A 24,065-nucleotide genomic window follows, 5' to 3' on the forward strand; every position below is an offset into this window, starting at 1 on the left:
CCCGAGATTGTCTTGCGTCCATTTCCGGCAATGTCGAGATTCCGGGTTCAATCGCCGACGCGCGCATCGAAGATTGCCCCGGAATGACGGTGGTCGTGACACAATGAGACTAACGCGCCGCCTGCGGCTCGATCTTCAGCGGCCTGACGCGCAACGCTCCGCGCAGGCCGGCCGCCGTGCCGATGAAGATTCCCGCGATGGCGACGAAGGACGGCAGCGCCAGGGTCGACAGTCCCGTCAGACCCTGCCCGACCGAGCAGCCCAGCGCCATCACGCCGCCGATGCCCATCAGCGCGGCGCCGCCAACCGAGCGCAGCATGTGATTCGGCGAGTGAAAACCTTCGAGCTTGAAGCGGCGCGTGACCAGTGCCGCCACGAGACTCCCCGCCAGCACGCCGGCGACCGTTGCGATGCCGAAGTTCACCGTCGAGCCGGTCGACAGCATCACATATTGCAGGCCGTCGGCGATCGGCGCGACGAAAGTGAGCGAGCCCACCGGCACCGGATTGAACTCATCGGCGCCGAGATAGCCGGTCGCAAACCATCCGGCCGCGATCAGCAGGCCGACGACGAGACCGGCGAACATCTGCCCGGGCGCGCGCCGGAACGGCGCATGCGCGAAGGCGAACGCGATCAAGACGCCGCCGAGCGCGAGCGCCGGCAAGAGGCGCGCTGGCGCACCGTGCAGGCCGCCGGCCGACAGCAGCGCAGGAAGCGATGTCGCCGCGGCCGTGGTCTGCGAGGCCTGCATCAGCGCGATGCGCAACGGCGCGATCAGGCCCTTCAACGTCATCTCCGCTGCGATCGCCAGCACCGTCACCACGACGAAGGAGCGCAGATTGCCGCGACCGAGCAGCACCAGCGCGCGCGAGCCGCAACCGTTGGCGAGCACCATGCCGTAGCCGAACAGGACACCGCCGGCAAACATCAGCGGCACCGAGAAGGTCGGCTGCAGATAGATCGATTTGCCGAGATCGACGACGGCGTTGGCGGCGAACACCTGCGTCGCGACGACCGCGACGCCCATCGCCAGCGCATAGGTCCGCACCAGACGGCCGTCGCCGTCGGCCCACCAGCCGCGCAGGCTGCTCATCATGCAGAAGCCGCTGAGCAGCCCGACCACGCCATAGATCAGGCCGATCATGAGACCGGCCATCACGGCCAGATTGGCGGCTTCGGGCACGTTCAGGAATCCTTCCGGTTGCGGACAACACGCGCGTTGCGCAGGCAGCGCTTTCGCTTGACGCGCGCAGAATATTTGCCACGATGTCGCACCTAACTAGATGAGAATGCTTGTTCCAACAAGCATCGACGGGAGAGAACGCCGTGATTTCAGAAACGCATCCTCAGGGGTGGCCGACGCATTGCGCATGCATGGAGGCCGCACGGTGAGCGGCGTGGCGACACTTTCCCCCGACGCCCTCGCCCGCGCCTGCGCCGACGCGATGTGGCAGGATGATCGCGCCAGCCAGGGGCTCGGCATGCACATCGTCGAGATCGGCCCCGGACGCGCCACCCTGCAGATGCAAGTGCAGCCTCACATGGTCAACGGCCATGGCATCGCCCATGGCGGCTTCATCTTCACGCTGGCCGATTCCGCCTTCGCATTCGCCTGCAACTCGCACAACGACCGCACCGTGGCCGCACAGGGCAGCATCAGCTTCATCCGCCCCGGCAAGCTCGGCGACGTTCTGCTTGCCCGCGCGCACGAGGTGTCGCGCAGCGGGCGCTCCGGCATCTATGATGTCCGCGTTACGGCAGGCGACACGGTGATCGCCGAATTCCGCGGCCATTCCCGCAGCATCGGCGGCACGCTGGTCCCGGCCGCCGCGAGCTGATCCGCTTCCCTATCGCCCCGCGCCCCTGCCGGAGGACCTGACCATGACATCGACCAAGCTTCAATCGACCGGCAGCTACGTTCCCGAGATGGACGCAGCCGAGCGAGCCTCGCGCGACGAGATCATGGCGCTGCAGACGAGCCGGCTCGCCTGGTCGCTGAAGCACGCCTATGACAACGTCGCCCATTACCGCCGCGCCTTCGACAAGGCGGGGGTGCATCCCTCCGACTTCCGCGAGCTCGCCGACCTCGCCAAGTTTCCGTTCACGGTGAAGACCGACCTGCGCGACAATTACCCGTTCAACATGTTCGCCGTGCCGCGCGAGCAACTGGTAAGGGTACACGCCTCCTCGGGCACGACCGGCAAGCCGATCGTGGTCGGCTATACCAGGAACGACATCGCGACTTGGTCGGCCGTGATGGCCCGCTCGATCCGCGCCGCCGGCGGCCGGAGCGGCATGATCATCCACAACGCCTACGGCTATGGCCTGTTCACCGGCGGCCTCGGCGTCCATTACGGCGCCGAGCAGCTCGGCTGCACGGTGGTGCCCATCTCCGGCGGCATGACCGAGCGGCAGGTGCAGCTGATCAATGATTTCCGCCCTGACATCATCACCGTGACGCCAAGCTACATGCTGGCAATCCTCGACGAGTTCAAGCGTCAGGGCCTCGATCCGCGGCAGAGCTCGCTCAGGATCGGCATCTTCGGCGCCGAGCCGTGGACCAATGCGATGCGCGCCGAGATCGAGGATGCGTTCGCGATGGACGCCACCGACATCTACGGCCTGTCCGAGGTGATCGGCCCTGGTGTGGCGCAGGAATGCCTGGAGACCAAGGACGGGCTGCACATCTGGGAGGATCATTTCTATCCGGAGATCGTCGATCCCGACACCGGCAAGGTGCTCCCCGACGGCGAGATGGGCGAACTGGTGTTCACCTCGTTGACCAAGGAGGCCTTTCCCGTCATCCGCTATCGCACCCGCGATCTGACGCGCCTGCTGCCGGGCACCGCGCGGCCGGGCATGCGGCGGATGGAGAAGGTCACGGGCCGCTCCGACGACATGATCATCCTGCGCGGCGTCAACCTGTTCCCGTCACAGATCGAGGAGATCCTGCTGTCGACCGAATGGTGCGGCGGCCATTTCATGCTGGAGCTGACGCGCGAGGGCCGCATGGACGAGCTGACGATCTACGCGGAGTCGCGACCGGAGCATTGGGACGAGACCGGCCTCGGCGCGCACGCCGAGCGCATCTCCATCCACATCAAGAACACCATCGGCCTCACGGCAAAGGTGAAAGTCGTCCCGCCCGACACGCTGGAGCGCTCGGCCGGCAAGGCGAAACGGATCAAGGACAAGCGGCCGGTGGGGTAGCCGTTCAGAGATGAATCGAGATTGAGCGCCGATGACAGTGAGCTCCCTCGCCCCGCCTGCGGGGCGAGGGTTGGGGTGAGGGGGACTCTCCACGCACCGAACTCGCGGAGAGTCCCCCTCACCCGGATTGCATCTAACGATGCAATCCGACCTCGCCCCGCAAGCGGGGCGAGGTGCAGCGAGCGAGCCGAGCGAGCATGCTCACATCAGCCTCGATCAGCAGTCGAAATTTCGCGGCCACTACCTCACACATGATCGTAGTCCACCACCACGCGCTCCGTCACCGGCCTGGCCTGACACGTGAGCACAAAGCCAGCCTGCAGCTCCCATGGCTCCAGCGAGTAGTTCAGCTCCATCTCCGCTCTCCCCTCCACCAGCTTGGCGCGGCAGGTCGAGCACATGCCGCCCTTGCAGGCGAAGGGCAAGTCCACACCGGCGCGAAGCGCGGCGTCGAGAATGGCCTCGCCGTCGGCGACCGGGACCTCGCGGCGCTTGCCGTCGATGATCAGCGCGGCGATCGCCTTGGGGGGCGCCGTATCAGGCACGACCATCTTGGGCCGCGGCTTGCCGCCGGCGCCGGAGACGAAGCGCTCGACATGGACGCGGTCGTCGGAGATCCCGAGCGCGCGGCAGGCGGCCTCGATATCCTCGCTCATCCCGGTGGGACCGCAGATGAAGACGTGATCGATGCTCTCGGCCGGCACCAGCGAGCGCAGCAGCACGCGCACCTTCTCGCCGTCGAGCCGGCCGTGCAGGATCGGCAGATCCTGCTCCTCGCCGGAGATGACGTGGAACAGCGAGAAGCGGTCGAGGAAGCGATCCTTCAGCTCCTCGAGCTGTTCGCGGAACAGCATGCCTGCGGTGGTGCGGTTGCCGTAGAACAGGAAGAAGCGGCTGCGCGGCTCCCGCGCCAGCACGGCCTTCACGATCGAGAGGATCGGCGTGATTCCGGAGCCGGCGGCAAGGCCGACATGAGTACGCGCGGCCTCAGGCTGCAGTGCCACGCCAAAACGGCCGGTCGGCGTCATGACGTCGATCTCGTCGCCGCGCTTCATTTCGTCGGTGACGAAGCTGGAGAATGCGCCGCCATCGACACGCTTCACGGCGATCCGGATCTCGTCGTCATCGGGACCGGAGCAGATCGAATAGGAGCGCCGGACCTCCTCGCCGCCGAGCGTGGTCTTGAGCGTGAGGTATTGCCCGGGCGCGAAGCGATAGTCATCGGCAAGCTCGTTCGGAATCGCAAAGGTCAGCGACACTGCATCGGGCGCCTCCCGGCGCAGGTCACGGACGGCGAGACGATGGAAGCGTGGCGTTGTCGACATCGAACCTATCTCCACGTCATTGCGAGCGAAGCGACTTGTCCGCCGAAGCCCGAAGGGCGTAGGCGGAAGCAGGGCTGCGCACTCGACTCTGGATTGCTCCGCTTCACTCGCAATGACGGATGTGGCGGCATCAGTGGCACTTGAAATAATCGAACGGCTCGCGGCACGATCTGCAGCGCCACAGCGCCTTGCACGAGGTCGAGCCGAACTCGGCGAGTTGCTCGGTGTCGACGGATCCGCATTGCGGACACGCAACCTCGGCCACGCCGAACAGCGCGCGCCGGCCGCTCGACGGCTGCGGCGGCGCGATGCCGTACTCCCGCAACTTGCGGCGCCCCTCCTCGCTCATCCAGTCCGTGGTCCAGGCCGGCGACAGCACAGTACGCACGCTGGCCTCGCGGAAGCCGGCGCGCTCCAGCGCCAGCTCGATCTCGAGCGCGATCATGTTCATCGCCGGGCAACCGGAATAGGTCGGCGTGATCGCGACGTCGACCCGTTCCCCGGCCACCTCGACCTCGCGCAGCACGCCGAGATCGTCGATCGTCAGCACCGGGATTTCCGGATCGACCACCGACGCCGCCGCCTCCCAGGCACGCTGGCGCAGCTCAGCCGGGCTCAATTCGGCGACTACCACGACGCACCGGGGAAGCTGCGCTGCATGTATTGCAGCTCGCTGAGGAGATGGCCGAGATGCTCGCTGTGACGCCCGTCGCGGCCGCCCTGCTGCATCCAGTCGTTCTCCGGCAGCACCAATGTCGCCTCACGCGCGACATGCGAGACGATCGACAGCCATTCCGGCAGCAGCATCGTCGGATCGATCGCGATGCCGGCATCGATCAGGCCGCGCTCCGCATCGTCGACACTGAACATCTCTCCCGTATAGGCCCAGAGATCGTCGATCGCAGCCTGCCCGCGGCGGTGGCTTTCGTCGGTGCCGTCACCGAGCCGGATCACCCATTCGCTGGCATGGCGCAGATGATAGGCGCATTCCTTCTCAGACTTGGCCGCGATCGCCGCCAGGGTCGCATCGGTGGAGCCCATCATGCCCCGCCAATACAGATCGGCGAACGCCGCGTAGAAGAGCTGGCGCACCATCGTATGCGCGAAATCGCCATTGGGACGCTCGACCAGCAGCAGGTTGCGGTACTGCCTGATATCACGAAGATAGGCGAGCTTGTCCTCGTCATTGTCGCGACCCTCCACCTTGGCGGCGTAGCCATACAGCTCGCGCGCCTGGCCGATCAGGTCGAGCGCCATGTTGGACAGCGCCATGTCCTCTTCCAGCATCGGCGCATGGCCGCACCATTCGGAGAGGCGATGGCCGAGGATCAGCGCATCGTCGGCGCGGCGCAAGGTGTAGAGCACCAGCGGCGTTTCGGAGACGGTGATCGAGGGTGCGGTCATGGTTGTGATCCGATAAGCCCGCCACGAACTCCGTCATTGCGGGCGCAGCGAAGCAATCCAGGGATTCATCCGAGCACGCAGTCTGGATTGCTTCGCTGCGCTCGCAATGACGACGGCTGAGATCCTCAGCCGATCACATATGCCCGACTTCCTCGGGCACCTCGTAGAACGTCGGATGCCGATAGATCTTCGACTCCGCCGGCTCGAACATCATGCCCTTGTCGGCGGGATCGGACGCGGTGATCGCGCTCGACGGCACCACCCAGATCGACAGGCCCTCGCCGCGGCGGGTGTAGATGTCGCGCGCGGCCTGCAGCGCCATGGTCGCATCCGGCGCATGCAGCGAGCCGCAATGCTTGTGCGCGAGCCCGTTGCGGCTGCGGATGAAGACCTCCCACAACGGCGTGTTCGGCGTCGCCATGACTGACCTCCCTGCTATTCGGCCGCTTGCGCCATCTGGCGCCGCGCGCGCTTCTCTGCATAGGCCGCGGCGGCCTCACGCACCCAGACGCCGTCGGCATGCGCCTTGCGGCGCGCCGCCAGCCGATCGCGGTTGCACGGGCCGTTGCCGGCCAGCACCTGCTTGAACTCGTTCCAGTCGATCGGGCCGTGCCGCCAATGGCCCTGCTCGTCCTGCTTCATGACAGGATCAGGAATCGTCAGGCCGAGATACTGCGCCTGCGGCACGGTGGCATCGATGAACTTCTGGCGCAGCTCGTCATTCGAGAAGCGCTTGATCTTCCACTTCGTCGAGGTGTCGCTGTGCTGGCTGGCCTGGTCGGGCGGGCCGAACATCATCAGCACCGGCCACCACCACCTGTTCAGCGCATCCTGCGCCATCGCCTTCTGCTCGGCGGTGCCGCGGCAGAGCGTCAGCATGATCTCGTAGCCCTGCCGCTGATGGAACGATTCCTCCTTGCAGACGCGGATCATCGCGCGCGCATAGGGACCATAGGAGCAGCGGCACAACGGAATCTGGTTCATGATCGCGGCGCCGTCGACCAGCCAGCCGATCACGCCGATATCCGCCCAGGTCAGGGTGGGATAGTTGAAGATCGAGGAGTACTTCGCCTTGCCGGCCAGCATCGCATCGACCAGCTCTTCGCGCGAGGCGCCGAGCGTTTCGGCGGCGGCGTAGAGATACAGCCCATGGCCGCATTCGTCCTGGACCTTGGCGAGCAACGCCGCCTTGCGGCGCAGGCTCGGCGCGCGCGTGATCCAGTTGCCCTCGGGCAGCATGCCGACGATTTCGGAATGGGCGTGTTGGGAGATCTGCCGGATCAGCGTCTTGCGATAGGCCGACGGCATCCAGTCATTGGGCTCGATGCGCTCCTCGGCATCGATGCGGGCCTGAAAGCGCGAGGCGCGTCCAGCGTCCTCGGCGAAGCTGCCCTCCTCGGGCGAATTGAGCGCCTGCGTGTACATGCGGCGGCGTCCTCCCAGGACTTGGTTGCTGCCAATATATAACGATATTTTATCCGTGCAATCGAATTCTGTAATATATCAGGGTGCCTCATGCACGTCGGCGAAACGCCGCTGCAGCGCCGCGCCGGCCTCCGGCAGCGGGCCCTGATCGTTGGTTGCATGGGCGTCGAGCCAGCGCTCGGAACCCGGCAGCAGCAACCGATAGATCTCGCCACACAGCGCCCGGGCCTGCCGTCCCGGCCAATTCCCCGGCAGCAACTCGGCCGGCAGCAGCGGATCGCGCAGCACGATGCGCCGGTAGTGGTGGATCAGCAGAATCCGCGCGGTGAAGGCCTGGCCGGCGGAGAGCGCCTCGCCGCGCGCGATGCTGTCCTTGAGCGGCGCAAAGGAGGCGGTGAACTTGCGGTACGCCTCCGCCGTCCGCTCCAGCGCCCAACTCTCGGCCACCAGCCGCCGTGCCATGTCGGAGCCGGCCGACGCCTGCAGGCGGATGGCCCCCTCCACAGCGTCAGGGACGGCGATGCTCGCGGGGGCCACGAACACGCCGGGCAGCGGGCTGCCGAAACCGGCCTCGCGCAGGGCGGCGCGCGCCTGCTCGCGATCATCGGCGCTGCCGATGAGCAGCAGTTCGAAGCTGCCGTTCCATTCCGCCGGCGGCGAATCGTAGATGTGGCGGGTGGCACCGGCGAAGGTCTGCTCGCCGCGCCGGGTCAGGCGATAGAAGCTGTTGCGGCCTATTCTGGTGCGCTCGAACCAGCCTTCCGCCGTCAGCCGCGACATCGCCGTGCGCACCACGCTGCCGTCGATGGCCAGCCCTTCGAAGAAGGCGAGCAAGGTGCCGAGCCAAACGCTGCCGCCCCGCGGTACGATGGCGTCGCCGAACACGGTGATGATCAGCGACCCCGTACGCGACGGCTCGCTCTTGAGCTGATGGACGATCCGGGACAGCGTCTGCGGCATGGCGAAGGCTTTAGCCGGTTTCACCCGATCGCAAAAGAAAAGGCCCGCACGATGCGGGCCTTGCAGGTTGATCGTCTGACGCGCGAGACGCGCTCAGGCGGTCTTGTTGTAGGCCTTGGCCATGTTCTCCTGGGCGAGCTTGGCACCCTCGGTGACGAGCTTGCCGACATACTCGCTGGTCGACTTGGCTCGGGCGACCAGCGCCTCGCCACGGGCACGGGCCAGCTCACCCTGGATCTGGACAGCCTCGCTGATCGACTTGGCGGACGCCAGCCGGTCGATGCCGTCGAAGAAGGCCTCGGTGTCCTGATACAGCGCCTGCTGAATGTTGCGGCTGATCTTGCCGGCCTCGGTCACGCCGTCGAACACAGCGGTCTCGATCGCCGACGTCACCTTCTCGGAGCCAGCGAGGGCCTCCGCAGCGCGCTCCTTGGCGGTCGACGCGGTCTTCTTGACGAACTCCCGCGCGGACTCCGGCACTTCCATCGTCTGCAGGTTCTTGAACGCGTCGGTCACCGGTGCAAAGGCATCCTTGACGGTGTCGAACACGGTATTGGTCTCGGTGGTCATGGCTGTCTCCATCCTCAATGGTTCTGAGCTATGGGCTCACTCCGTCCCTTATGAAACCGGAGTGACTCAGCTATATCATTCCGAATGGTGCGCCGCAACATAAATGTTGCAATGCACCATTCTGGGCTGGGACAAAAGGACTCGCCACCTCAGAGCGACCCGCCGCACGTCGGAACGTTCGGACCGAACCTCAGTGCTCGGCAGGGGCGCCGCCGTGCTTTTTGTTGCGGTTCTTCCCCGGCCGGGCCGCCTCGGCCGGCTTTGGAGCCGCCTCATCAGCCTTGGGCGCGGCGTCGACCGGCTGCGACGGCTTCATCGTGTCGAGCATGGCCCGGATCTCGCGCAACTCTGCCTCGATCGCGACTGTCGGTGACGGATCGGGTGTTTTGGCAGCGTTCAGCGTCTGGTCGAGCAATGCTTTGATCTCGCTCAACTGAGGCGTGACGTCGACGGCGGGTTTCGCCGCCGGTTGCGGAGCCTTGGTTGCGGCAAGAAGCTCGTTGAGCAAGTCCTTGATCCCCTTCAAGTCCGGCGTGACGTCGCGCGGCGGCGCCACGACTGGCGCGGCCGCCTTGGACGCGGAGAGAAGCGAATCGAGCATGCTCTTGATCTCGTTCAACTGCGGAGCGGGATCGGCGGGCGCCTTCGCAGGCACCTGTGTGGAAGCCAGCAGCTCCTTCAACAGCGCCCGTGTCTCCGCCAGCTCACCCTCGATGGAGGCGAGCCGCTCATTCAAGGCGGTGAGCTGACCACGGCTCGGCACGTTCATGCCGGCGAAGTAGTTTTCCATCAGATCGACCATGGGCTTCTGTCCGTTTCCTGAACCAGTTGCGGGATCATTGGAGGATGGACGGGGCGTCACGCCCATCGGGCGCAGCCGCGTGAAGGCGCTGAAGCTCCTCTGCATCTCACCGACCATCTGCTGCCAGAATGCGATCGGGTCGCCGGATTTGTTCGCCATCGGCACGCTCCTTCAGACCAACACAAGACTCAAACACAACCTATCATAGCATGCCTTCGTTGCGGTGCGGGAGAACTTGTAGCTTGCTTCTCTCAAGCAACAGACCCATGCCATAGAGGGTTCCAAGGCTTTGAACGAGGGATCAAGTGACTGCAACTGCTCATCAGCTGCCGCAGACTGTGCGCGCCAACGGTATCGACATCTGCTATGAGATCTTCGGCGACCCGGCTGCCCCTCCCCTCGTGTTGATCATGGGCCTCGGCGGGCAGATGATCATCTGGTATGATGAGTTCTGCGAACAGCTCGCAAGCCGCGGCTTCCGCGTGATCCGCTTCGACAACCGCGACATCGGCCAATCGAGCAAGCTGCATGGCGGTCGCCGGTTGACGCCGTTCGAGCTGATCAAGCTGCGCTTCTTCAACATTCCCGTCTCCGCGCCCTACAAGCTGCTCGACATGGCCAAGGACACGGTCGGCCTGATGGACGCGCTCGACATCAAGTCGGCGCATCTGGTCGGCGCCTCGATGGGCGGCATGATCGCACAGGAGATCGCGATCTCCTTTCCGCATCGCGTGCGCTCGCTGACGTCGATCATGTCGACGACCGGCAATCCGCGCATCCCGCCGCCGACGCGCGAGGTCGCGATGCTGCTGATGGCGCCGCCGCCGAAGACCAAGGACGAGTACATCAAGCGCTTCCAGAAGACCTGGAAGGCGCTGCGCGTCGGCTCATTTCCCGAGGACGAGGCAAGTGACGTGGCGCTCGCCGAACGCTGCTTCGCGCGCGGCATCAATCCCGCCGGCGTCGGACGTCAGTTGCGCGCGATTCTGGCCTCCGGCAGCCGCAAGCCGCGGCTGCATCTGGTGACGGCGCCGACACTCGTGATCCACGGCAAGGTCGACCCGCTGGTCCATCCCACCGCGGGCAAGGACACGGCGGAGTCGATTCCGAATGCCAAGCTCCTGATGATCGACGGCATGGGTCACGCCACTCCGCGGCCGATGTGGCCGCAGATCATCGACGCAATCGCCGAGCACGCGCACGGCGCGAATGCGCAGGCGGCTTAGGAGAGCCGACGCGCTGCGTCGGCAGGCTTGACGACACCTGTTGTTGTTTGTTGTTGTTTGGCTCGGCCGCAGCCTCTCACTCGGACGTGCAATCTGCCTCGGCCGTTCTTCAACCGAACCGTCGCCGCCGCCATTCGATCAGCTTGGCGCTGACCTCTGCGGGCTGCTCCTGCTGCGTCCAATGGCCGCTGTCGCGGACGAGATGTTTCTCCAGGTCCGGCACCAGCTTCTCCATGCCGTCGGCGGCCGAGGGCGGCAGCACGGCGTCGTTCTCCGCCATGATCATCAGTGCCGGCACCCGCACCGTATGATCGAGCCCTTCCGAGCGCCGCCAGTTCCGCGTCATGTTGCGATACCAGTTGATGCCGCCGGTGAAGCCGGTGCGTGTGAAGGTGTCGACGAACACCTGCTTCTCCGCCTCCGACAGGATCGGCTGCCGCGTGTCCTTGGCGGCGTCATAGGCCGCAATCATCTGCGGGAACGCCAGGTTGAGCGATGGCGAGGCTGCGATCCCGCCGGCCGGCGGCTCCGTCGGCGGCGCATCGCTGCGCGGCAGCGGCTTGCGCATGAAGGCATCGAAGGTCTCCCCGACGCGGCTGCCGAAGATGCGGTCCGGCTCGCGTGCGGGATCCTGGAACTGCACGATGTACATCATGTCGCCGAACCGCTTGCGCATGATGGCAATGGGATCAGCGGGCGCGCGTGGCAGATGCGGCGTGTTGACGCCGACGACGCCGGCGACACGCTGCGGATAGCGCAGCGGCATCTGCCAGACGACGAAGCCGCCCCAGTCGTGACCGACGAAGATCGCCTTGTCGATCTTCAGGTGATCGAGCAGACCGACGAGGTCGGCGGTGAGATGCTCGAGATCATAGGCCTCGACCGGCTCCGGCCGGTCTGTCGCGCCATAGCCGCGCTGATCGGGTGCGATGACGCGGATGCCGGCCTCGGCCAGCGCCTTGATCTGATGCCGCCAGGAAAAGGCCAGTTCCGGCCAGCCGTGACAGAGGATCATCGGCGGCCGGTCGCTGACGGGGCCCGCCTCGTAATAGCCCATGCGAATGCCGTTGGTCGTCGCGAACTGCAGCGCCGGCATCCAAGACGGATCGGTCATGCGTCCTCCCCTGAAGCTGTTCAGCCGGCCTTTTTCGACCGGTCTTCGGCGTCGGCGTGGAGCCTGCTCCATGCCGTGACGTCACGCCGCTTCTCTTCGGAGTTCCGCGCAAGCGAAATCCGTGCAGCCGTCGGCCGCGTCAGGCCGACTTCTTGTCGTTCGAGCGGCTGCCGCCGAGGCCCGTCATGGTCAGCATCAGGTCCTGAAACCGTTCGGCCAAGCGGGGATCGAACGTGAACCAGCTCTGCATGATGGCTTCGGGCGTCAGCTTGTCGATGTTGCTCGTCATCTGGCTCTGCAGCCGGTCCATGACCGCGGCCTGCATCGGACCGACATCGGGAAGTCCGAAAAACTGCCGCGCTTCGAGCGGTGTGCAATCGATCTCGATATTGACTTTCATGTCCGCTCCGCTGTTCGAACCATCCCGACGCCAGCCCCGGGCCGGGCTCCCTTCACCAGGAAGACCATCCCGGACTCGCGGCAGGGGCTGTCCAGTATCACCGCGCCGGCCCCCCTCTAGCAAGCGGCGCGTTGCTGCAGGTGCGCAATTCCCGGGACATGGTCAATCCGGCGAGCCCTCAGCCCCATCCCGGAAGCCGCCGCTCGCGTGCGCTGCACAGCGGCGGCGGGGGGATAACCATATCGTTTAGGCTTAAACAAACTGCACTTGTGTGCCGCCGCTGAACTCTGGCAACATATTCGGATCGATCTGCCGCGGGTCGTACGGCGCACCGCCAGGCCAGAGCCAACGGGATCAGTTCATTCCGGCGCGGCATCAGACTTGCAAGCATATCGCCCGGCGTCTTGTTGCTTCTTGAAGTTCGTGCAAGAGGCGCTGCAGACAACACGAACTTCGAAGCAAAACAGGCCGGACACAATCGCGCCTGCCGAAAAACCAAGCGTCAAACGCGGAGAATTTGGACATATGTCGGGACGCAAATCCCTGCTCATCGCGGCAGCGGTCGCATTCGGCCTCGCCGTCATGCCGGCTTCGGCTCAGACCCTGCGCTATGCCAACCAGGGCACCCTGAAATCGCTCGATCCCTACACCTTCAAGGAATCGACCACGATTGCGCACCATGCTCACGTCTATGAGGGGCTGACCGCGCGCGACAAGGATCTGAAGATCATCCCCGCGCTGGCCGAGAGCTGGGAAACGCCCGAGCCGACCCGCTGGCGCTTCCATCTGCGCAAGGGCGTCAAGTTCCACAATGGCGAACCCTTCACCGCCGACGACGTGATCTTCTCCGCCGATCGCGTCCGCGCCACCGGCTCCAACTTCCTCTCCAACGTTCCGCCGGACGCAAAATTCATCAAGGTCGACGACTACACCGTCGACGTGAAGCTCGATGCCCCCAATCCCATCCTGATCTCGCAATGGGATACGTGGTACATCATGAGCAAGAAGTGGTGCGAGGACAACAACTCGGTCGCGCCGACGCCGGTGTCGGCAACCACGCCGAGCTACGCCGCGCTGCATGAGAACGGCACCGGCCCCTTCATCATCGAGAGCCATCAGCCCGGTGTGAAGACCGTGTTCAAGGTCAATCCGAACTGGTGGGGCAAGCCCGAGCACAATCTGAAGGAGATCGTGTTCACCACCATCGCCTCCGACGCCACGCGCGTCGCCGCGCTGCTGTCCGGCGAGGTCGACATCATCGAGCCGGTCCCGGTGCAGGACATCGGCCGCGTCGATTCCAGCCCGAACGCCCAAGTCCTGAAGGGACCGGAGCTGCGCACGATCTTCCTTGGCATGGACGAGACGCGCGACGAGCTCTTGTACTCCAACGTCAAGGGCAAGAACCCGTTCAAGGACATCCGCGTCCGCGAGGCCTTCTACAAGGCCATCGACATCGAGCTGATCAAGACCCGCGTCATGCGCGGCCTGTCGACGCCGTCGGCGCTGATGATCGCGCCGCAGCTCTATGCGCTGTCGAAGGACTTCACCCGGCCGAAATATGATCCCGACGCCGCCAAGAAGCTGCTGACCGAGGCCGGCTATCCCGACGGTTTCGAGGTCACGATGGACTGCCCCAACGATCGCTACGTCAACGATGCCGCGATCTGCCAGGCCGTCGTCGGCATGCTCGCGCGCATTGGCGTCAAGGTGAACCTCAATGCGCAGCCCAAGGCGCAGTACTTCGCCAAGGTACTGAAGCCCGGCGGCTACAACACGTCGTTCTTCCTGCTCGGCTGGACGCCGTCGTCGATGGACGCCCACAACGTGATGCACGACATCATGGGCTGCCGTGACGACGCCAAGGACGCCACCCGCGGCGAAGCCAATCTCGGCAATTACTGCAACAAGGAGTTCGACGCCCTGACCGACAAGGTCCTGGTCGAGACCGATACCGCCAAGCGCGATCAGTTGATCAAGCAGGCGTTCGAGATCGGCATCAAGGATTACGGCTACATCCCGCTGCATCAGCAGGCGGTGGCCTGGGGCGTCTCGAAGAAGGTGAAGATCCCGCTGCGCGCCGACAACGCCGTGCTGCTGTTCCTCGCCACCAAGACCGAGTAGTCCACACGCAACGACTAGTCCCGGAAAGCAGAACTGCTTTTCGGGACTTTTCATTTCCTGCGGCAAGTGCTACGCGCCGCCGCATCTCGAAGGATCTGAAAGGATCAGATGCTCGCCTTCGCGCTTCGCCGAGCAATTCAGGCCATCGGCGTCATGATCGCCGTCGGAATCATCGCGTTCGCCATGTTCCGTTTCGCCGGAGATCCGGTGAGCCAGATCGTGCCGATCGACGCGTCGGCCGCGGAACGGGCCAGCATCCGCCAGTCGCTCGGCCTCGACGATCCCTTCATCGTCCAATTCGGCCGTTATCTGTTCGACGCAGCGCAGTTCAAGTTCGGCGTCTCCTATCAGTTCCGGCAGCCGGTTTCCGATCTGCTCAAGGAGCGCATGCCGGCGACGCTGGAGCTTGCGATCTGCGCGACGATCCTGGCGCTGTTCTTCGGCATCCTGATGGGCGTGTTCTCGGCGCTGCACCGCGACTCCCTGCTCGCCAAGCTGTTCCAGATGGTGTCGCTGATCGGCATCTCCTTGCCGACCTTCCTGATCGGCATCCTCCTGATCTATCTGTTCTCGGTCACGCTGGGCTGGCTGCCGTCGTTCGGCCGCGGCGACACCGTCAGGCTCGGCTGGTGGACATCAGGCCTGTTCACCGTCTCAGGCTGGAAGGCGCTGATCATGCCCTCGATCACGCTCGGCCTGTTCCAGATGACCTTGATCATGCGGCTGGTCCGCGCCGAGATGCTCGAGGTGCTGCGCACCGACTACATCCGCTTCGCCCGCGCCCGTGGGCTGACCACGCGCGCGATTCATTTCGGCCACGCGCTGCGCAACACGCTGGTGCCGGTGATCACCGTGGTCGGCCTGCAGTTCGGCTCGGTGATCGCGTTCTCGATCATCACCGAGCAGGTGTTCCAGTGGCCGGGAATGGGCCTGTTGTTTGTGCAGGCCGTGCAGAACGTCGACATCCCGATCATGGCGGCCTACCTGATGATGGTGTCGCTGATCTTCGTCACCATCAATCTCGTGGTTGATATCCTCTACACCGTGGTCGATCCGCGCCTGCGCGCGACCATCAGCCGGCCGGCCTGATCATGAGCGACGCAGCCCTTCCTCATCCCACTCCCGTCGAGACGCCGCGCGCCACCGACGGACGGCTGAAGCGTGCGCTTGCGAGCGACCTGTTCTATTCCTTCCGCCGCTCCAAGCTGACGATCGCCGCGGCCGTGATCACGCTGTTGTTCTTCCTGCTGGCGATCTTCGCGCCGCTGCTGTCGCCGCAGAACCCGTTCGACCCGGCCCAATTGCAGCTGTTGAACTCGCGGATTTCGCCGCTATGGACCGCCGACGGACAGAGCCCGTTTTTGCTCGGCACCGACGAGCAGGGTCGCGACGTGCTCTCGGCCATCCTCTACGGCCTGCGGATCTCGCTCCTGGTCGGCATTCTCGGCGTCGCCTTTTCCGGCGCGCTTGGCATCGGCCTCGGCCTGATCGCCGGCTATTTCGGCGGCCGGGTCGACACCGTGATCATGCGCATCGCCGACGTCCAGCTCACCTTTCCGCCGATCCTGATCGCTCTGCTGGTCAACGGCATCGCCAAGTCGGTGTCCGGCAACCGGCTGGACTGGCTCAGCATGCTGGTCGTGCTCGTGCTGGCGATCGGCCTCTCCTTCTGGGTGCAATATGCGCGCACGGTGCGGAGCTCAGTGCTGGTCGAGAAGAACAAGGACTACGTCGCCGCAGCTCAGCTGATCGGCCTGCCCGCGCCCGTCATCATGCTGCGCCACGTGCTGCCCAACACCACCGGTCCCGTGCTGGTCATCGCCACCATCAACCTGGCGCTGGCGATTATCACCGAGGCGACCTTGTCGTTCCTCGGCTCGGGCATGCCCGAAACGATGCCCTCGCTCGGGACCCTGATCCGGATCGGCAACAACTATCTGTTCGCTGGCGAATGGTGGATCGTCGCCTTCCCCGGCATCGCTTTGGCCGGACTGATCCTCGCCATCAACCTGCTCGGCGACTGGCTGCGCGACGCCCTCAACCCGAAACTGCGATGACCCGCGTGATTGCGTCCTTCCGAGGCTTGAGCTCATGACCGCCCCCGTTCTGTCCGTGCGTAACCTGCAGGTCGAGTTCGCGACCCGGCGCGGCACCCTGCGCGCGATCGACGGCGTCTCCTACGACATCGCCAAGGGCGAGGTGCTCGGCGTCGTCGGCGAATCCGGCGCCGGAAAGTCCGTCACCGGCCTTGCCGTGATCGGGCTGATCGATCCTCCCGGCCGCATCTCCGGCGGCGAGATCCTGCTCTCAGGATTGCGTGTCGACAACCTGCCACCGGAGGAGATGCGCAAGGTGCGCGGCAAGCGCATCGGCATGATCTTCCAGGATCCGCTGACCTCGCTCAATCCACTCTATCGCGTCGGCGACCAGATCATCGAGACCATCAAGACCCACACCAACCTCACTGACCAGCAGGCGCGCAAGCGCGCCATCGACCTGCTCGCCGAGGTCGGCATATCGGCGCCCGAGAAGCGCATCGACGGCTATCCGCACGAATTCTCCGGCGGCATGCGCCAGCGCGTCGTGATCGCGCTCGCGCTGTGCGCCGAGCCGGAGCTGATCATCGCCGACGAGCCGACCACCGCGCTCGACGTCTCGGTGCAGGCGCAGATCATCTCGCTGATCAAGCGGCTCGGCCGCGACCACGGCACCGCCGTGATGCTGGTGACCCACGACATGGGCGTGATCGCCGAGACCTGCGACCGCGTCGCGGTGATGTATGCCGGCCGCGTCGCCGAGATCGGCCCGGTGCAGGAGGTGATCCAGAACCCGCTGCACCCCTACGCCAAGGGCCTGATGGGTGCGATCCCGACGCTCGCGGGCGAGGAGAAACGGCTGGTGCAGATCCCAGGCTCGATGCCGCAGCTGTCCGCGATCCCGCCCGGCTGCTCGTTCAATCCGCGCTGCAGCTTCGCCTTCGACCGCTGCCGCGTCGATCGGCCCGAGCCGCTGCGCCAAGGCACGCAGGCGGTCGCCTGTCACCTCTATGATCGCGCGACGGAGACCGCGGCATGACCGATTTCGTCGAGGTCAGGAATCTGCGCCGGGTGTTCGACGTCTCGAAGCCCTGGCTCAACCGCGTGATCGAGCGTCAGCCGCAGGAGTTCCTGAAGGCGGTCGACGGCGTCAGCTTCGGGATCAGGAAGGGCGAGACCTTCGCGCTGGTCGGCGAATCCGGCTCGGGCAAGACCACGGTCGCGCGCATGGTGGTCGGGCTGCTGGCGCCGACGTCGGGAGAGGTCATCATCGACGGCGTGTCGATGAGCGATGCGCGCCAGGCCCAGGTGCGGCGCACGCTGCGCCGCCGCATCCAGATGGTGTTTCAGGATCCTTACGCGAGCCTCAATCCGCGCTTCCGCGTCGACAGCATCATCGCCGAGCCGATCCGCGCCTTTGACATCATCGAGGGTGAGCGCCAGATCAAGGACCGCGTCGGCGAGCTGCTGACGCTGGTCGGCCTGCATCCCGACGACGGCCAGAAGTTTCCGCACGAATTCTCCGGCGGCCAGCGCCAGCGCATCGCCATCGCGCGCGCGCTCGCCTCGGAGGCCGAGTTCATCGTTTGCGACGAGCCGACCTCGGCGCTCGACGTCTCCGTGCAGGCGCAGATCCTCAATCTGATGCGCGACCTGCAGGACAAGTTCGGCCTGACCTATCTGTTCATCAGCCACAATCTCGCGGTCGTGCGCCACATGGCGAGCCGCATCGGCGTGATGTATCTCGGCCGCATCGTCGAGATCGCGGACGGCCGCACGCTGTTCAGCGATCCGCGTATGCCCTACACCAAGATGCTGCTCGGCGCAGTGCCGGACCTGTCGATGTCCGGCCGCCAGCGCATTCCGGTCAAAGGCGAGATCCCGAACCCGATCAACCCGCCTCCGGGCTGCACCTTCAACCCACGCTGTCCCCTCGCGTTCGATCTGTGCCGGCAGCAGGCGCCCGAGCTGATCGGCGGCGTTGCCTGCCATGCGGTGAACCAGCCGGCTGCGGCCGCTGTGCCGGCCTGAGTTGTGATGAGCGATGAGGCGAAATTTGAATGGGTCGTCATTGCGAGGAGCGAAGCGACGAAGCAATCCAGGGCGTCGTCCACGGTCCTGGATTGCTTCGCTTTCGCTCGCAATGACGGCGACTCGATAGGATAGGCAAAGCCGGCAATGAGCTTCATCAACCCCGATCCCTTCACGACCCGCCCCGAGATCGACGGCACCTTCGGCGTCGTCACCTCGACGCACTGGCTGGCCACCGCCGTCGGCATGGCGATGCTGGAGCGCGGCGGCAACGCCTTCGATGCCGGCGTCGCGGCGGCCTTCACCCTGCAGGTGGTGGAGCCGCATCTGAACGGTCCCGGCGGCGACGTGCCGATCATCCTGCACGACGTCAGACGCGGACGCACCGAGGTCATCTGCGGCCAGGGCCCGGCGCCATCAGGCGCCACCATTGCGCACTACAAGCGCGAAGGCCTCGACATGGTGCCCGGCACCGGCCTGCTCGCGGCCTGCGTCCCCGGCACCTTCGAGTCCTGGATGCTGCTGCTGCGCGACTATGGCACGATGCGGCTGCGCGACGTGCTGGAGTCGGCAATTTCGTACGCGCGCGACGGCTATCCGCTGGTCGAGCGCGTCTCCGCGACGATCCAGACCGTCGAGCAGCTGTTCAAGACCCATTGGCCGACCTCGGCCGCGCTCTATCTGCCCAATGGCGAGGTACCGAGGCCAGGCACGCTGTTCACCAATCCACAGCTCGCGGAAACCTACGCGCGCATCCTGAGTGAAGGCGAAAGCGCGGGTGGTGATCGCGACGCGCAGATCGAGCGCGCGCGCAAGGCCTGGTCGCAGGGCTTCGTCGCCGAGGCGATCGACCGCTTCTGCCGGACGCAGGAAGTGATGGACGTCTCGGGTTCGCGCCACAAGGGCGTGCTGACCGCCGACGACATGGCGCGCTGGCAGCCGACCATCGAGGCGCCGCTCACCTACGAGTACGGCCGCTACACCGTGTGCAAGGCCGGCGTCTGGAGCCAGGGCCCGGTGCTGCTGCAGCAGCTCGCACTGCTCAAGGGCTTTGCGCTCGACGGCCTCGATCCGACCGGACCCGACTTCATCCATTGGCAGATCGAAGCGGCGAAGCTTGCGTTTGCCGACCGCGAGGCGTTCTACGGCGATCCGAAGTTTGCCGACATCCCGATCGGCACGCTGCTGTCCGATGCCTACAACGACGAGCGGCGCAAGCTGATCACCGACAAGGCCTCGCTCGAGCTGCGTCCCGGCACGCTCGACGGCTACGGCGCCAAGGTGAAGCTGCGCGAGGCCCAAGGCCACCGCGAGGCCGTCGGCGCAATGGGCTCGGGCGAGCCGACCGTCGGCCGCTTCGGCGAGGTGCGCGGCGACACCGTGCATTTCGACATCATCGATTCCCAAGGCAACATGATCTCGGCGACGCCCTCCGGCGGCTGGCTGCAATCATCGCCGGTCATCCCCGAGCTCGGCTTCTGCCTGGGGACGCGCGCGCAGATGTTCTGGCTGGAGGAGGATCATCCGGCCGCGCTGGTGCCGGGCAAGCGTCCGCGCACCACGCTGTCGCCGACCATGGCGCTGCGCGACGGCGAACCCTACGTCGCCTGGGGCTCGCCCGGCGGCGACCAGCAGGATCAGTGGAACACGCAGTTCTTCCTGCGCCACGTCCATGCCGGCATGAACCTGCAAGAGTCGATCGACGCGCCGGCGTGGCACTCCGAGCACTTCCCGATCTCGTTCTGGCCGCGCACCGCGCGCCCCGGCGTGCTCGTGGTCGAGGGCCGCGTGCCCAAGGCGACCGTCGAGGAGCTGCGCCGCCGCGGCCATGTGGTCGAAGTCGGCCCCGACTGGTCGGAGGGCCGCCTCACCGCGGCCTCCCGCGTGGGCCGCCGCCGCCGCGCCGCGGCCAATCCGCGGGGCATGCAGGGTTACGCGGCCGGACGATAAGAGAGCGACGCGACGATGACCTGGTCGATCATTGCCAAGGACGATCTCACCGGCCAGATCGGCATCGCCGTCGCCACCCGCTTCTTCGCCGTCGGCGCGCGCGTGCCCTTCATCGTCGCCGGCCACGGCGGCATCGCCACACAGGCGCTGGTCAACCCCTATTACGGCATCGACGGCGTCACGCTGCTGCGCGACGGCCGGCATCCGCGCGAGATCGTGCAACTACTGACATCTGCCGATCCCGGCCGCGAGAGCCGCCAGCTCCACATCCTCGATCGCAACGGCCAGATTGCCGCCCACACCGGCCGCGACTGCATCGACTGGTGCGGCCATCTCGAAGGCCGGGGCTTTTCAATTGCCGGCAACATGCTGGCCGGCCCGCAGGTGCTGAACGAGACCGCGAACGCGTTTCTCGCCAACAGCGCCCTGCCCCTCGCCCTGCGCCTGATCGCGGCCATGAAGGCCGGCGAGGCCGCCGGCGGTGACAAGCGCGGCAAGCAGTCGGCCGCCCTTCTGGTCCACGGCAAGGAGGAATGGTCCGAGCTCGATCTGCGTGTCGATGATCACCCCGATCCGCTGGCAGAGCTCGAACGATTGGAGAGCGTCAGCCGCAAGCATTGGGCCGTGTTCCGGCAGTTCATGCCGACGCGCGACAATCCGGCAGGGATCACGGATCGCGCCACGATTGATGCCGGCATCGCCGCCGCGCTCGCGAACCAGACATGACCAAGCCGGAAGGATGGCACGTGATCGGGGTTGGTATTGATAGTGCAACAACGCAGGCTGCATTCGCGTGAGGGAAATCGGATGATGAGGAACTGGTGCTTGGCCGCGGTCGCGGCCGTTGTCGTGGCCTCTTGGGGGCCGGTCGCGCAGGCGCAGACCACCTTGCGCATCGGCCTTGCCGAGGACCCCGACGTTCTCGATCCGACCATGGCTCGCACCTATGTCGGCCGCATCGTCTTCGCCGCGACCTGCGACAAGCTGTTCGACATCGACGAGAAGCTGAACATCGTGCCGCAGCTCGCGCTGTCGCAGGAGACCTCGGCCGACGGCAAGGAGGTCATCATCAAGCTGCGGCCCGGCGTGAAATTCCACGACGGCGAGCCGTTCGACGCTGAGGCCGCCAAATTCTCACTCGACCGCCACCTCACCCTGCCCGGCTCGTTCCGCAAGCCCGAGCTGGCGTCGCTCGATCATGTCGACGTCGTCGATCCCTTGACGATCAAGCTCGTCCTGAAGGCGCCATTCTCGCCGCTGATCGCCCAGCTCACCGACCGCGCCGGCATGATGGTGTCGCCGAAGGCCGCGAAAGAGGCCGGCGACAAGTTCGGCCTGCATCCGGTGTGCGCCGGTCCGTACAAGTTCGTCGAACGTGTCCAGCAGGACAAGATCGTATTCGAGAAGTTCACCGACTACTGGAACAAGGACAACGTCTTCATCGACAGGATCGTCTACCAGCCGATCGTCGACGCCACGGTGCGGCTGGCGAACCTGAAATCCGGCGCGCTCGACCTGATCGAGCGCGTGCTCGCCACCGACATCAAGGACGTGCGCGCCGATTCCAGGCTCGCGCTGTCGACCGCGATCGAGCTCGGCTATCAGGGCATCACACTCAACATCGGCAAGGACAAGGCCAAGGGTCCGCTCAGCCAGTCCGCCAAGGTGCGGCAGGCGCTCGACCTCTCGATCGATCGCGAGGCGCTCAACCAAGTCGTCTTCAACGGCGAGTTCATGCCGGGTAACCAGTGGGTCAATCCCTCGCATCCCTACTATCAGAAGGCCTTCCCGGTCCGTGCTCGCGATGTCGAGAAGGCAAAGGCGCTGCTGAAGGAGGCCGGCGTCACGCCGCCTGTCGCGGTCGATTTCATGGTGCCGAAGGGCGCCGAGACCGAGGCCGCCGCCCAGGTCGTGCAGTCGATGGCTGCCGAGGCCGGCTTTGACCTGAAGATCCGGGTCACCGAGTTGGCGACCTCGCTGAAGCAGGCCGAGGCCGGCGACTATCAGGCCTTCATGCTGTCATGGAGCGGCCGCATCGATCCCGACGGCAACAGTTACGTGTTCCTGCACGGCAACGCGCCGCAGAACTACAGCGTCTGGGCCAACGCCGAGGCCGACAAGGCGCTCAGCGACGCGCGGCTCGTGACCGACATGGCCCAGCGCAAGGCGCTCTACGAGAAGCTGACGAAGCTCGAGATCGAGGATGAGCCGATCCTCTACCTCTATCACCGCCGTATCCTGATCGCCCACACAAAGAAGCTCGAAGGCTACAAGCAGATGCCGGACGGCCTGGTGCGCGTGGTCGGGCTGAAGCTGAAATGAGCGGTCAGGTGGCCTCTGTTCGCCGGGACGCGCAGCCGACGCGGCGAACTCCCTCTACTCCCTCCCCCCTTGTGGGGGAGGGCTGGGGTGGGGAGTGCCACGCACTCCGATCCCGCTTGGGGCACCCCCCTCCCTATCCCTCCCCCACAAGGGGGGAGGGAACGCTGGAGGCGCGACCGGCTCTAGATCGCGAGCATGCTGGTTGGCGCGCGGGATCCTCATCATGCTGACCTTCCTCGCCCGCCGCCTCGCCCAGATTATCCCGACGCTGATCTTCGTCTCGATCCTCATCTTCTCGCTGCAGCAACTCCTGCCCGGCGATCCCGCGCTGGTGATGGCCGGCGAGGAGCGCGATCCCGCGGTGATCGAGCAGATCCGCAAGCAGTATCGCCTCGACCAGCCGCTTCCGGTTCAGTACGGCTACTGGATCAAGGGCGTGCTCTCGGGCGATTTCGGCGAGTCGCTGCGCATCAAGATGCCGGTGCGCGATCTCATCCTGCAGAAGCTGCCGGTGACCCTGCAGCTCGCGTCGATGGCGATCGTGATCGCGTTCCTGATCGGCATTCCAGCCGGCATCATTTCCGCCGTGAAGCGCGGGACGGCCTGGGACTATGCCGCAAACCTGTTTGCGCTGTGGGGCATCTCGACGCCGAACTTCTGGCTCGGCATCATGCTGATCTTCCTGTTCTCGATCCAGCTCGGCTGGCTCCCCGCCTCCGGTTACGTCTCGCCCGCCGAGGACTGGCGGGCCAGCCTCGCCGCCACCATCATGCCGGCCTTCGTGCTCGGCAATGCCATCGCCGCGATCCTGATGCGCCACACCCGCAGCGCGATGCTGCAGGTTCTGAGCAGCGACTACATCCGCACCGCGCGCGCCAAGGGCATCTCCGAACGCCAAGTCATCCTCGGCCATGCGCTGCGCAACGCCTTGACGCCGGTCATCACGCTGGGCGCGCTCGAACTCGGCACGCTGTTGTCCGGCGCGGTGCTGACCGAGCAGATCTTCTCGATCCCCGGCTTCGGCAAGCTGATCGTCGATGCCGTGTTCAATCGCGACTACGCGGTGGTGCAGGGTGTCGTGCTGGTCACCGCCACCGTCTACATCATGCTGAACCTGATCGCCGATCTCGCCTATGTCCTCGTCAACCCGCGGCTGAGGAGCTGACATG

23 protein-coding genes are annotated in these 24,065 nt (G+C 65.6%); 12 read left to right on the forward strand and 11 right to left on the reverse strand.

Going from position 1 to position 24,065, the window contains the following annotated elements; genetic code table 11:
- Positions 1-109: 109 nt before the first annotated feature.
- A complete protein-coding gene (locus QW881_RS13145; protein WP_315757816.1) occupies positions 110-1,156 on the reverse strand; it encodes a YeeE/YedE family protein in 1,047 nt (348 codons plus the stop codon).
- Positions 1,157-1,370: 214 nt separating this feature from the next.
- Here QW881_RS13145 and paaI point away from each other — a divergent pair, with 214 nt between their 5' ends.
- Positions 1,371-1,838, forward strand: coding sequence for a hydroxyphenylacetyl-CoA thioesterase PaaI (paaI, locus tag QW881_RS13150; RefSeq protein ID WP_409998887.1), 468 nt, complete (start codon positions 1,371-1,373; stop codon positions 1,836-1,838).
- A 43-nt stretch (positions 1,839-1,881) separates the two neighbouring features.
- Positions 1,882-3,210, forward strand: a complete 1,329-nt coding sequence (paaK, locus tag QW881_RS13155) for a phenylacetate--CoA ligase PaaK (RefSeq protein WP_315757796.1) — start codon at positions 1,882-1,884, stop codon at positions 3,208-3,210.
- A 245-nt stretch (positions 3,211-3,455) separates the two neighbouring features.
- On the opposite strand, the gene paaE is transcribed toward paaK, so the two are convergent.
- From paaE to QW881_RS13195, 8 genes are all read right to left on the reverse strand, one after another.
- Positions 3,456-4,535 (reverse strand): 1,2-phenylacetyl-CoA epoxidase subunit PaaE, encoded by a 1,080-nt coding sequence (paaE, locus tag QW881_RS13160; protein ID WP_315757797.1) that lies wholly within the window; start codon positions 4,533-4,535, stop codon positions 3,456-3,458.
- Positions 4,536-4,665: 130 nt separating this feature from the next.
- A complete protein-coding gene (paaD, locus tag QW881_RS13165; RefSeq protein ID WP_315757798.1) occupies positions 4,666-5,169 on the reverse strand; it encodes a 1,2-phenylacetyl-CoA epoxidase subunit PaaD in 504 nt (167 codons plus the stop codon).
- Positions 5,163-5,939 (reverse strand): 1,2-phenylacetyl-CoA epoxidase subunit PaaC, encoded by a 777-nt coding sequence (gene paaC / locus QW881_RS13170; RefSeq protein ID WP_315757799.1) that lies wholly within the window; start codon positions 5,937-5,939, stop codon positions 5,163-5,165. The genes paaD and paaC overlap by 7 nt, the downstream gene beginning before the upstream one ends.
- Positions 5,940-6,072: 133 nt before the next feature.
- On the reverse strand, positions 6,073-6,360 hold the full coding sequence (paaB, locus tag QW881_RS13175; protein WP_315737209.1) for a 1,2-phenylacetyl-CoA epoxidase subunit PaaB: 288 nt from the start codon (positions 6,358-6,360) through the stop codon (positions 6,073-6,075).
- Positions 6,361-6,374: 14 nt separating this feature from the next.
- Positions 6,375-7,364 (reverse strand): 1,2-phenylacetyl-CoA epoxidase subunit PaaA, encoded by a 990-nt coding sequence (gene paaA / locus QW881_RS13180; protein ID WP_315757800.1) that lies wholly within the window; start codon positions 7,362-7,364, stop codon positions 6,375-6,377.
- A 78-nt stretch (positions 7,365-7,442) separates the two neighbouring features.
- Positions 7,443-8,324 (reverse strand): phenylacetic acid degradation operon negative regulatory protein PaaX, encoded by an 882-nt coding sequence (gene paaX, locus QW881_RS13185; protein WP_315757801.1) that lies wholly within the window; start codon positions 8,322-8,324, stop codon positions 7,443-7,445.
- Positions 8,325-8,417: 93 nt separating this feature from the next.
- Positions 8,418-8,894, reverse strand: a complete 477-nt coding sequence (locus QW881_RS13190; RefSeq protein ID WP_315715766.1) for a phasin — start codon at positions 8,892-8,894, stop codon at positions 8,418-8,420.
- 190 nt (positions 8,895-9,084) lie between these two features.
- A complete protein-coding gene (locus QW881_RS13195; RefSeq protein ID WP_315757802.1) occupies positions 9,085-9,855 on the reverse strand; it encodes a hypothetical protein in 771 nt (256 codons plus the stop codon).
- Between the two features lie 146 nt (positions 9,856-10,001).
- Here QW881_RS13195 and QW881_RS13200 point away from each other — a divergent pair, with 146 nt between their 5' ends.
- Positions 10,002-10,922, forward strand: coding sequence for an alpha/beta hydrolase (locus tag QW881_RS13200; protein WP_315757803.1), 921 nt, complete (start codon positions 10,002-10,004; stop codon positions 10,920-10,922).
- A 109-nt stretch (positions 10,923-11,031) separates the two neighbouring features.
- Here QW881_RS13200 and QW881_RS13205 read toward each other — a convergent pair whose 3' ends face one another.
- On the reverse strand, positions 11,032-12,036 hold the full coding sequence (locus QW881_RS13205) for an alpha/beta hydrolase (RefSeq protein WP_315757804.1): 1,005 nt from the start codon (positions 12,034-12,036) through the stop codon (positions 11,032-11,034).
- 139 nt (positions 12,037-12,175) lie between these two features.
- Positions 12,176-12,436: a DUF6489 family protein gene (locus QW881_RS13210; protein WP_315757805.1), complete on the reverse strand. Its 261-nt coding sequence runs from the start codon at positions 12,434-12,436 to the stop codon at positions 12,176-12,178.
- Positions 12,437-12,961: 525 nt separating this feature from the next.
- Between QW881_RS13210 and QW881_RS13215 the strand changes: the two genes are divergently transcribed.
- The 9 genes from QW881_RS13215 to QW881_RS13255 all read left to right on the forward strand — a co-directional run bounded on the left by QW881_RS13215 (position 12,962) and on the right by QW881_RS13255 (position 24,061).
- Complete coding sequence (locus QW881_RS13215) at positions 12,962-14,557, forward strand: ABC transporter substrate-binding protein (protein ID WP_315757806.1); 1,596 nt, start codon at positions 12,962-12,964, stop codon at positions 14,555-14,557.
- Between the two features lie 108 nt (positions 14,558-14,665).
- Positions 14,666-15,646 carry an ABC transporter permease gene (locus QW881_RS13220; RefSeq protein WP_315737202.1) on the forward strand — a complete coding sequence of 327 codons (981 nt, stop codon included), beginning with the start codon at positions 14,666-14,668 and terminating at the stop codon, positions 15,644-15,646.
- Positions 15,647-15,648: 2 nt separating this feature from the next.
- A complete protein-coding gene (locus QW881_RS13225) occupies positions 15,649-16,614 on the forward strand; it encodes an ABC transporter permease (protein WP_315757807.1) in 966 nt (321 codons plus the stop codon).
- Between the two features lie 34 nt (positions 16,615-16,648).
- The gene (locus tag QW881_RS13230; RefSeq protein ID WP_316158372.1) at positions 16,649-17,632 is read left to right on the forward strand and encodes an ABC transporter ATP-binding protein; all 984 of its coding nucleotides are present in this window, start codon (positions 16,649-16,651) and stop codon (positions 17,630-17,632) included.
- Positions 17,629-18,624 carry an oligopeptide/dipeptide ABC transporter ATP-binding protein gene (locus QW881_RS13235; RefSeq protein WP_315737199.1) on the forward strand — a complete coding sequence of 332 codons (996 nt, stop codon included), beginning with the start codon at positions 17,629-17,631 and terminating at the stop codon, positions 18,622-18,624. The genes QW881_RS13230 and QW881_RS13235 overlap by 4 nt, the downstream gene beginning before the upstream one ends.
- Before the next feature lie 147 nt (positions 18,625-18,771).
- Positions 18,772-20,574: a gamma-glutamyltransferase family protein gene (locus QW881_RS13240; protein WP_315757809.1), complete on the forward strand. Its 1,803-nt coding sequence runs from the start codon at positions 18,772-18,774 to the stop codon at positions 20,572-20,574.
- A 15-nt stretch (positions 20,575-20,589) separates the two neighbouring features.
- The gene (locus QW881_RS13245) at positions 20,590-21,300 is read left to right on the forward strand and encodes a DUF1028 domain-containing protein (protein WP_315737197.1); all 711 of its coding nucleotides are present in this window, start codon (positions 20,590-20,592) and stop codon (positions 21,298-21,300) included.
- Between the two features lie 84 nt (positions 21,301-21,384).
- Positions 21,385-22,896: an ABC transporter substrate-binding protein gene (locus QW881_RS13250; RefSeq protein WP_315757817.1), complete on the forward strand. Its 1,512-nt coding sequence runs from the start codon at positions 21,385-21,387 to the stop codon at positions 22,894-22,896.
- Positions 22,897-23,119: 223 nt separating this feature from the next.
- Positions 23,120-24,061, forward strand: a complete 942-nt coding sequence (locus tag QW881_RS13255; protein WP_315757810.1) for an ABC transporter permease — start codon at positions 23,120-23,122, stop codon at positions 24,059-24,061.
- The last annotated feature ends 4 nt before the right edge of the window (positions 24,062-24,065 follow it).

Source organism: Bradyrhizobium sp. SZCCHNS3016 (assembly GCF_032484535.1).
Classification (GTDB): Bacteria; Pseudomonadota; Alphaproteobacteria; order Rhizobiales; family Xanthobacteraceae; genus Bradyrhizobium.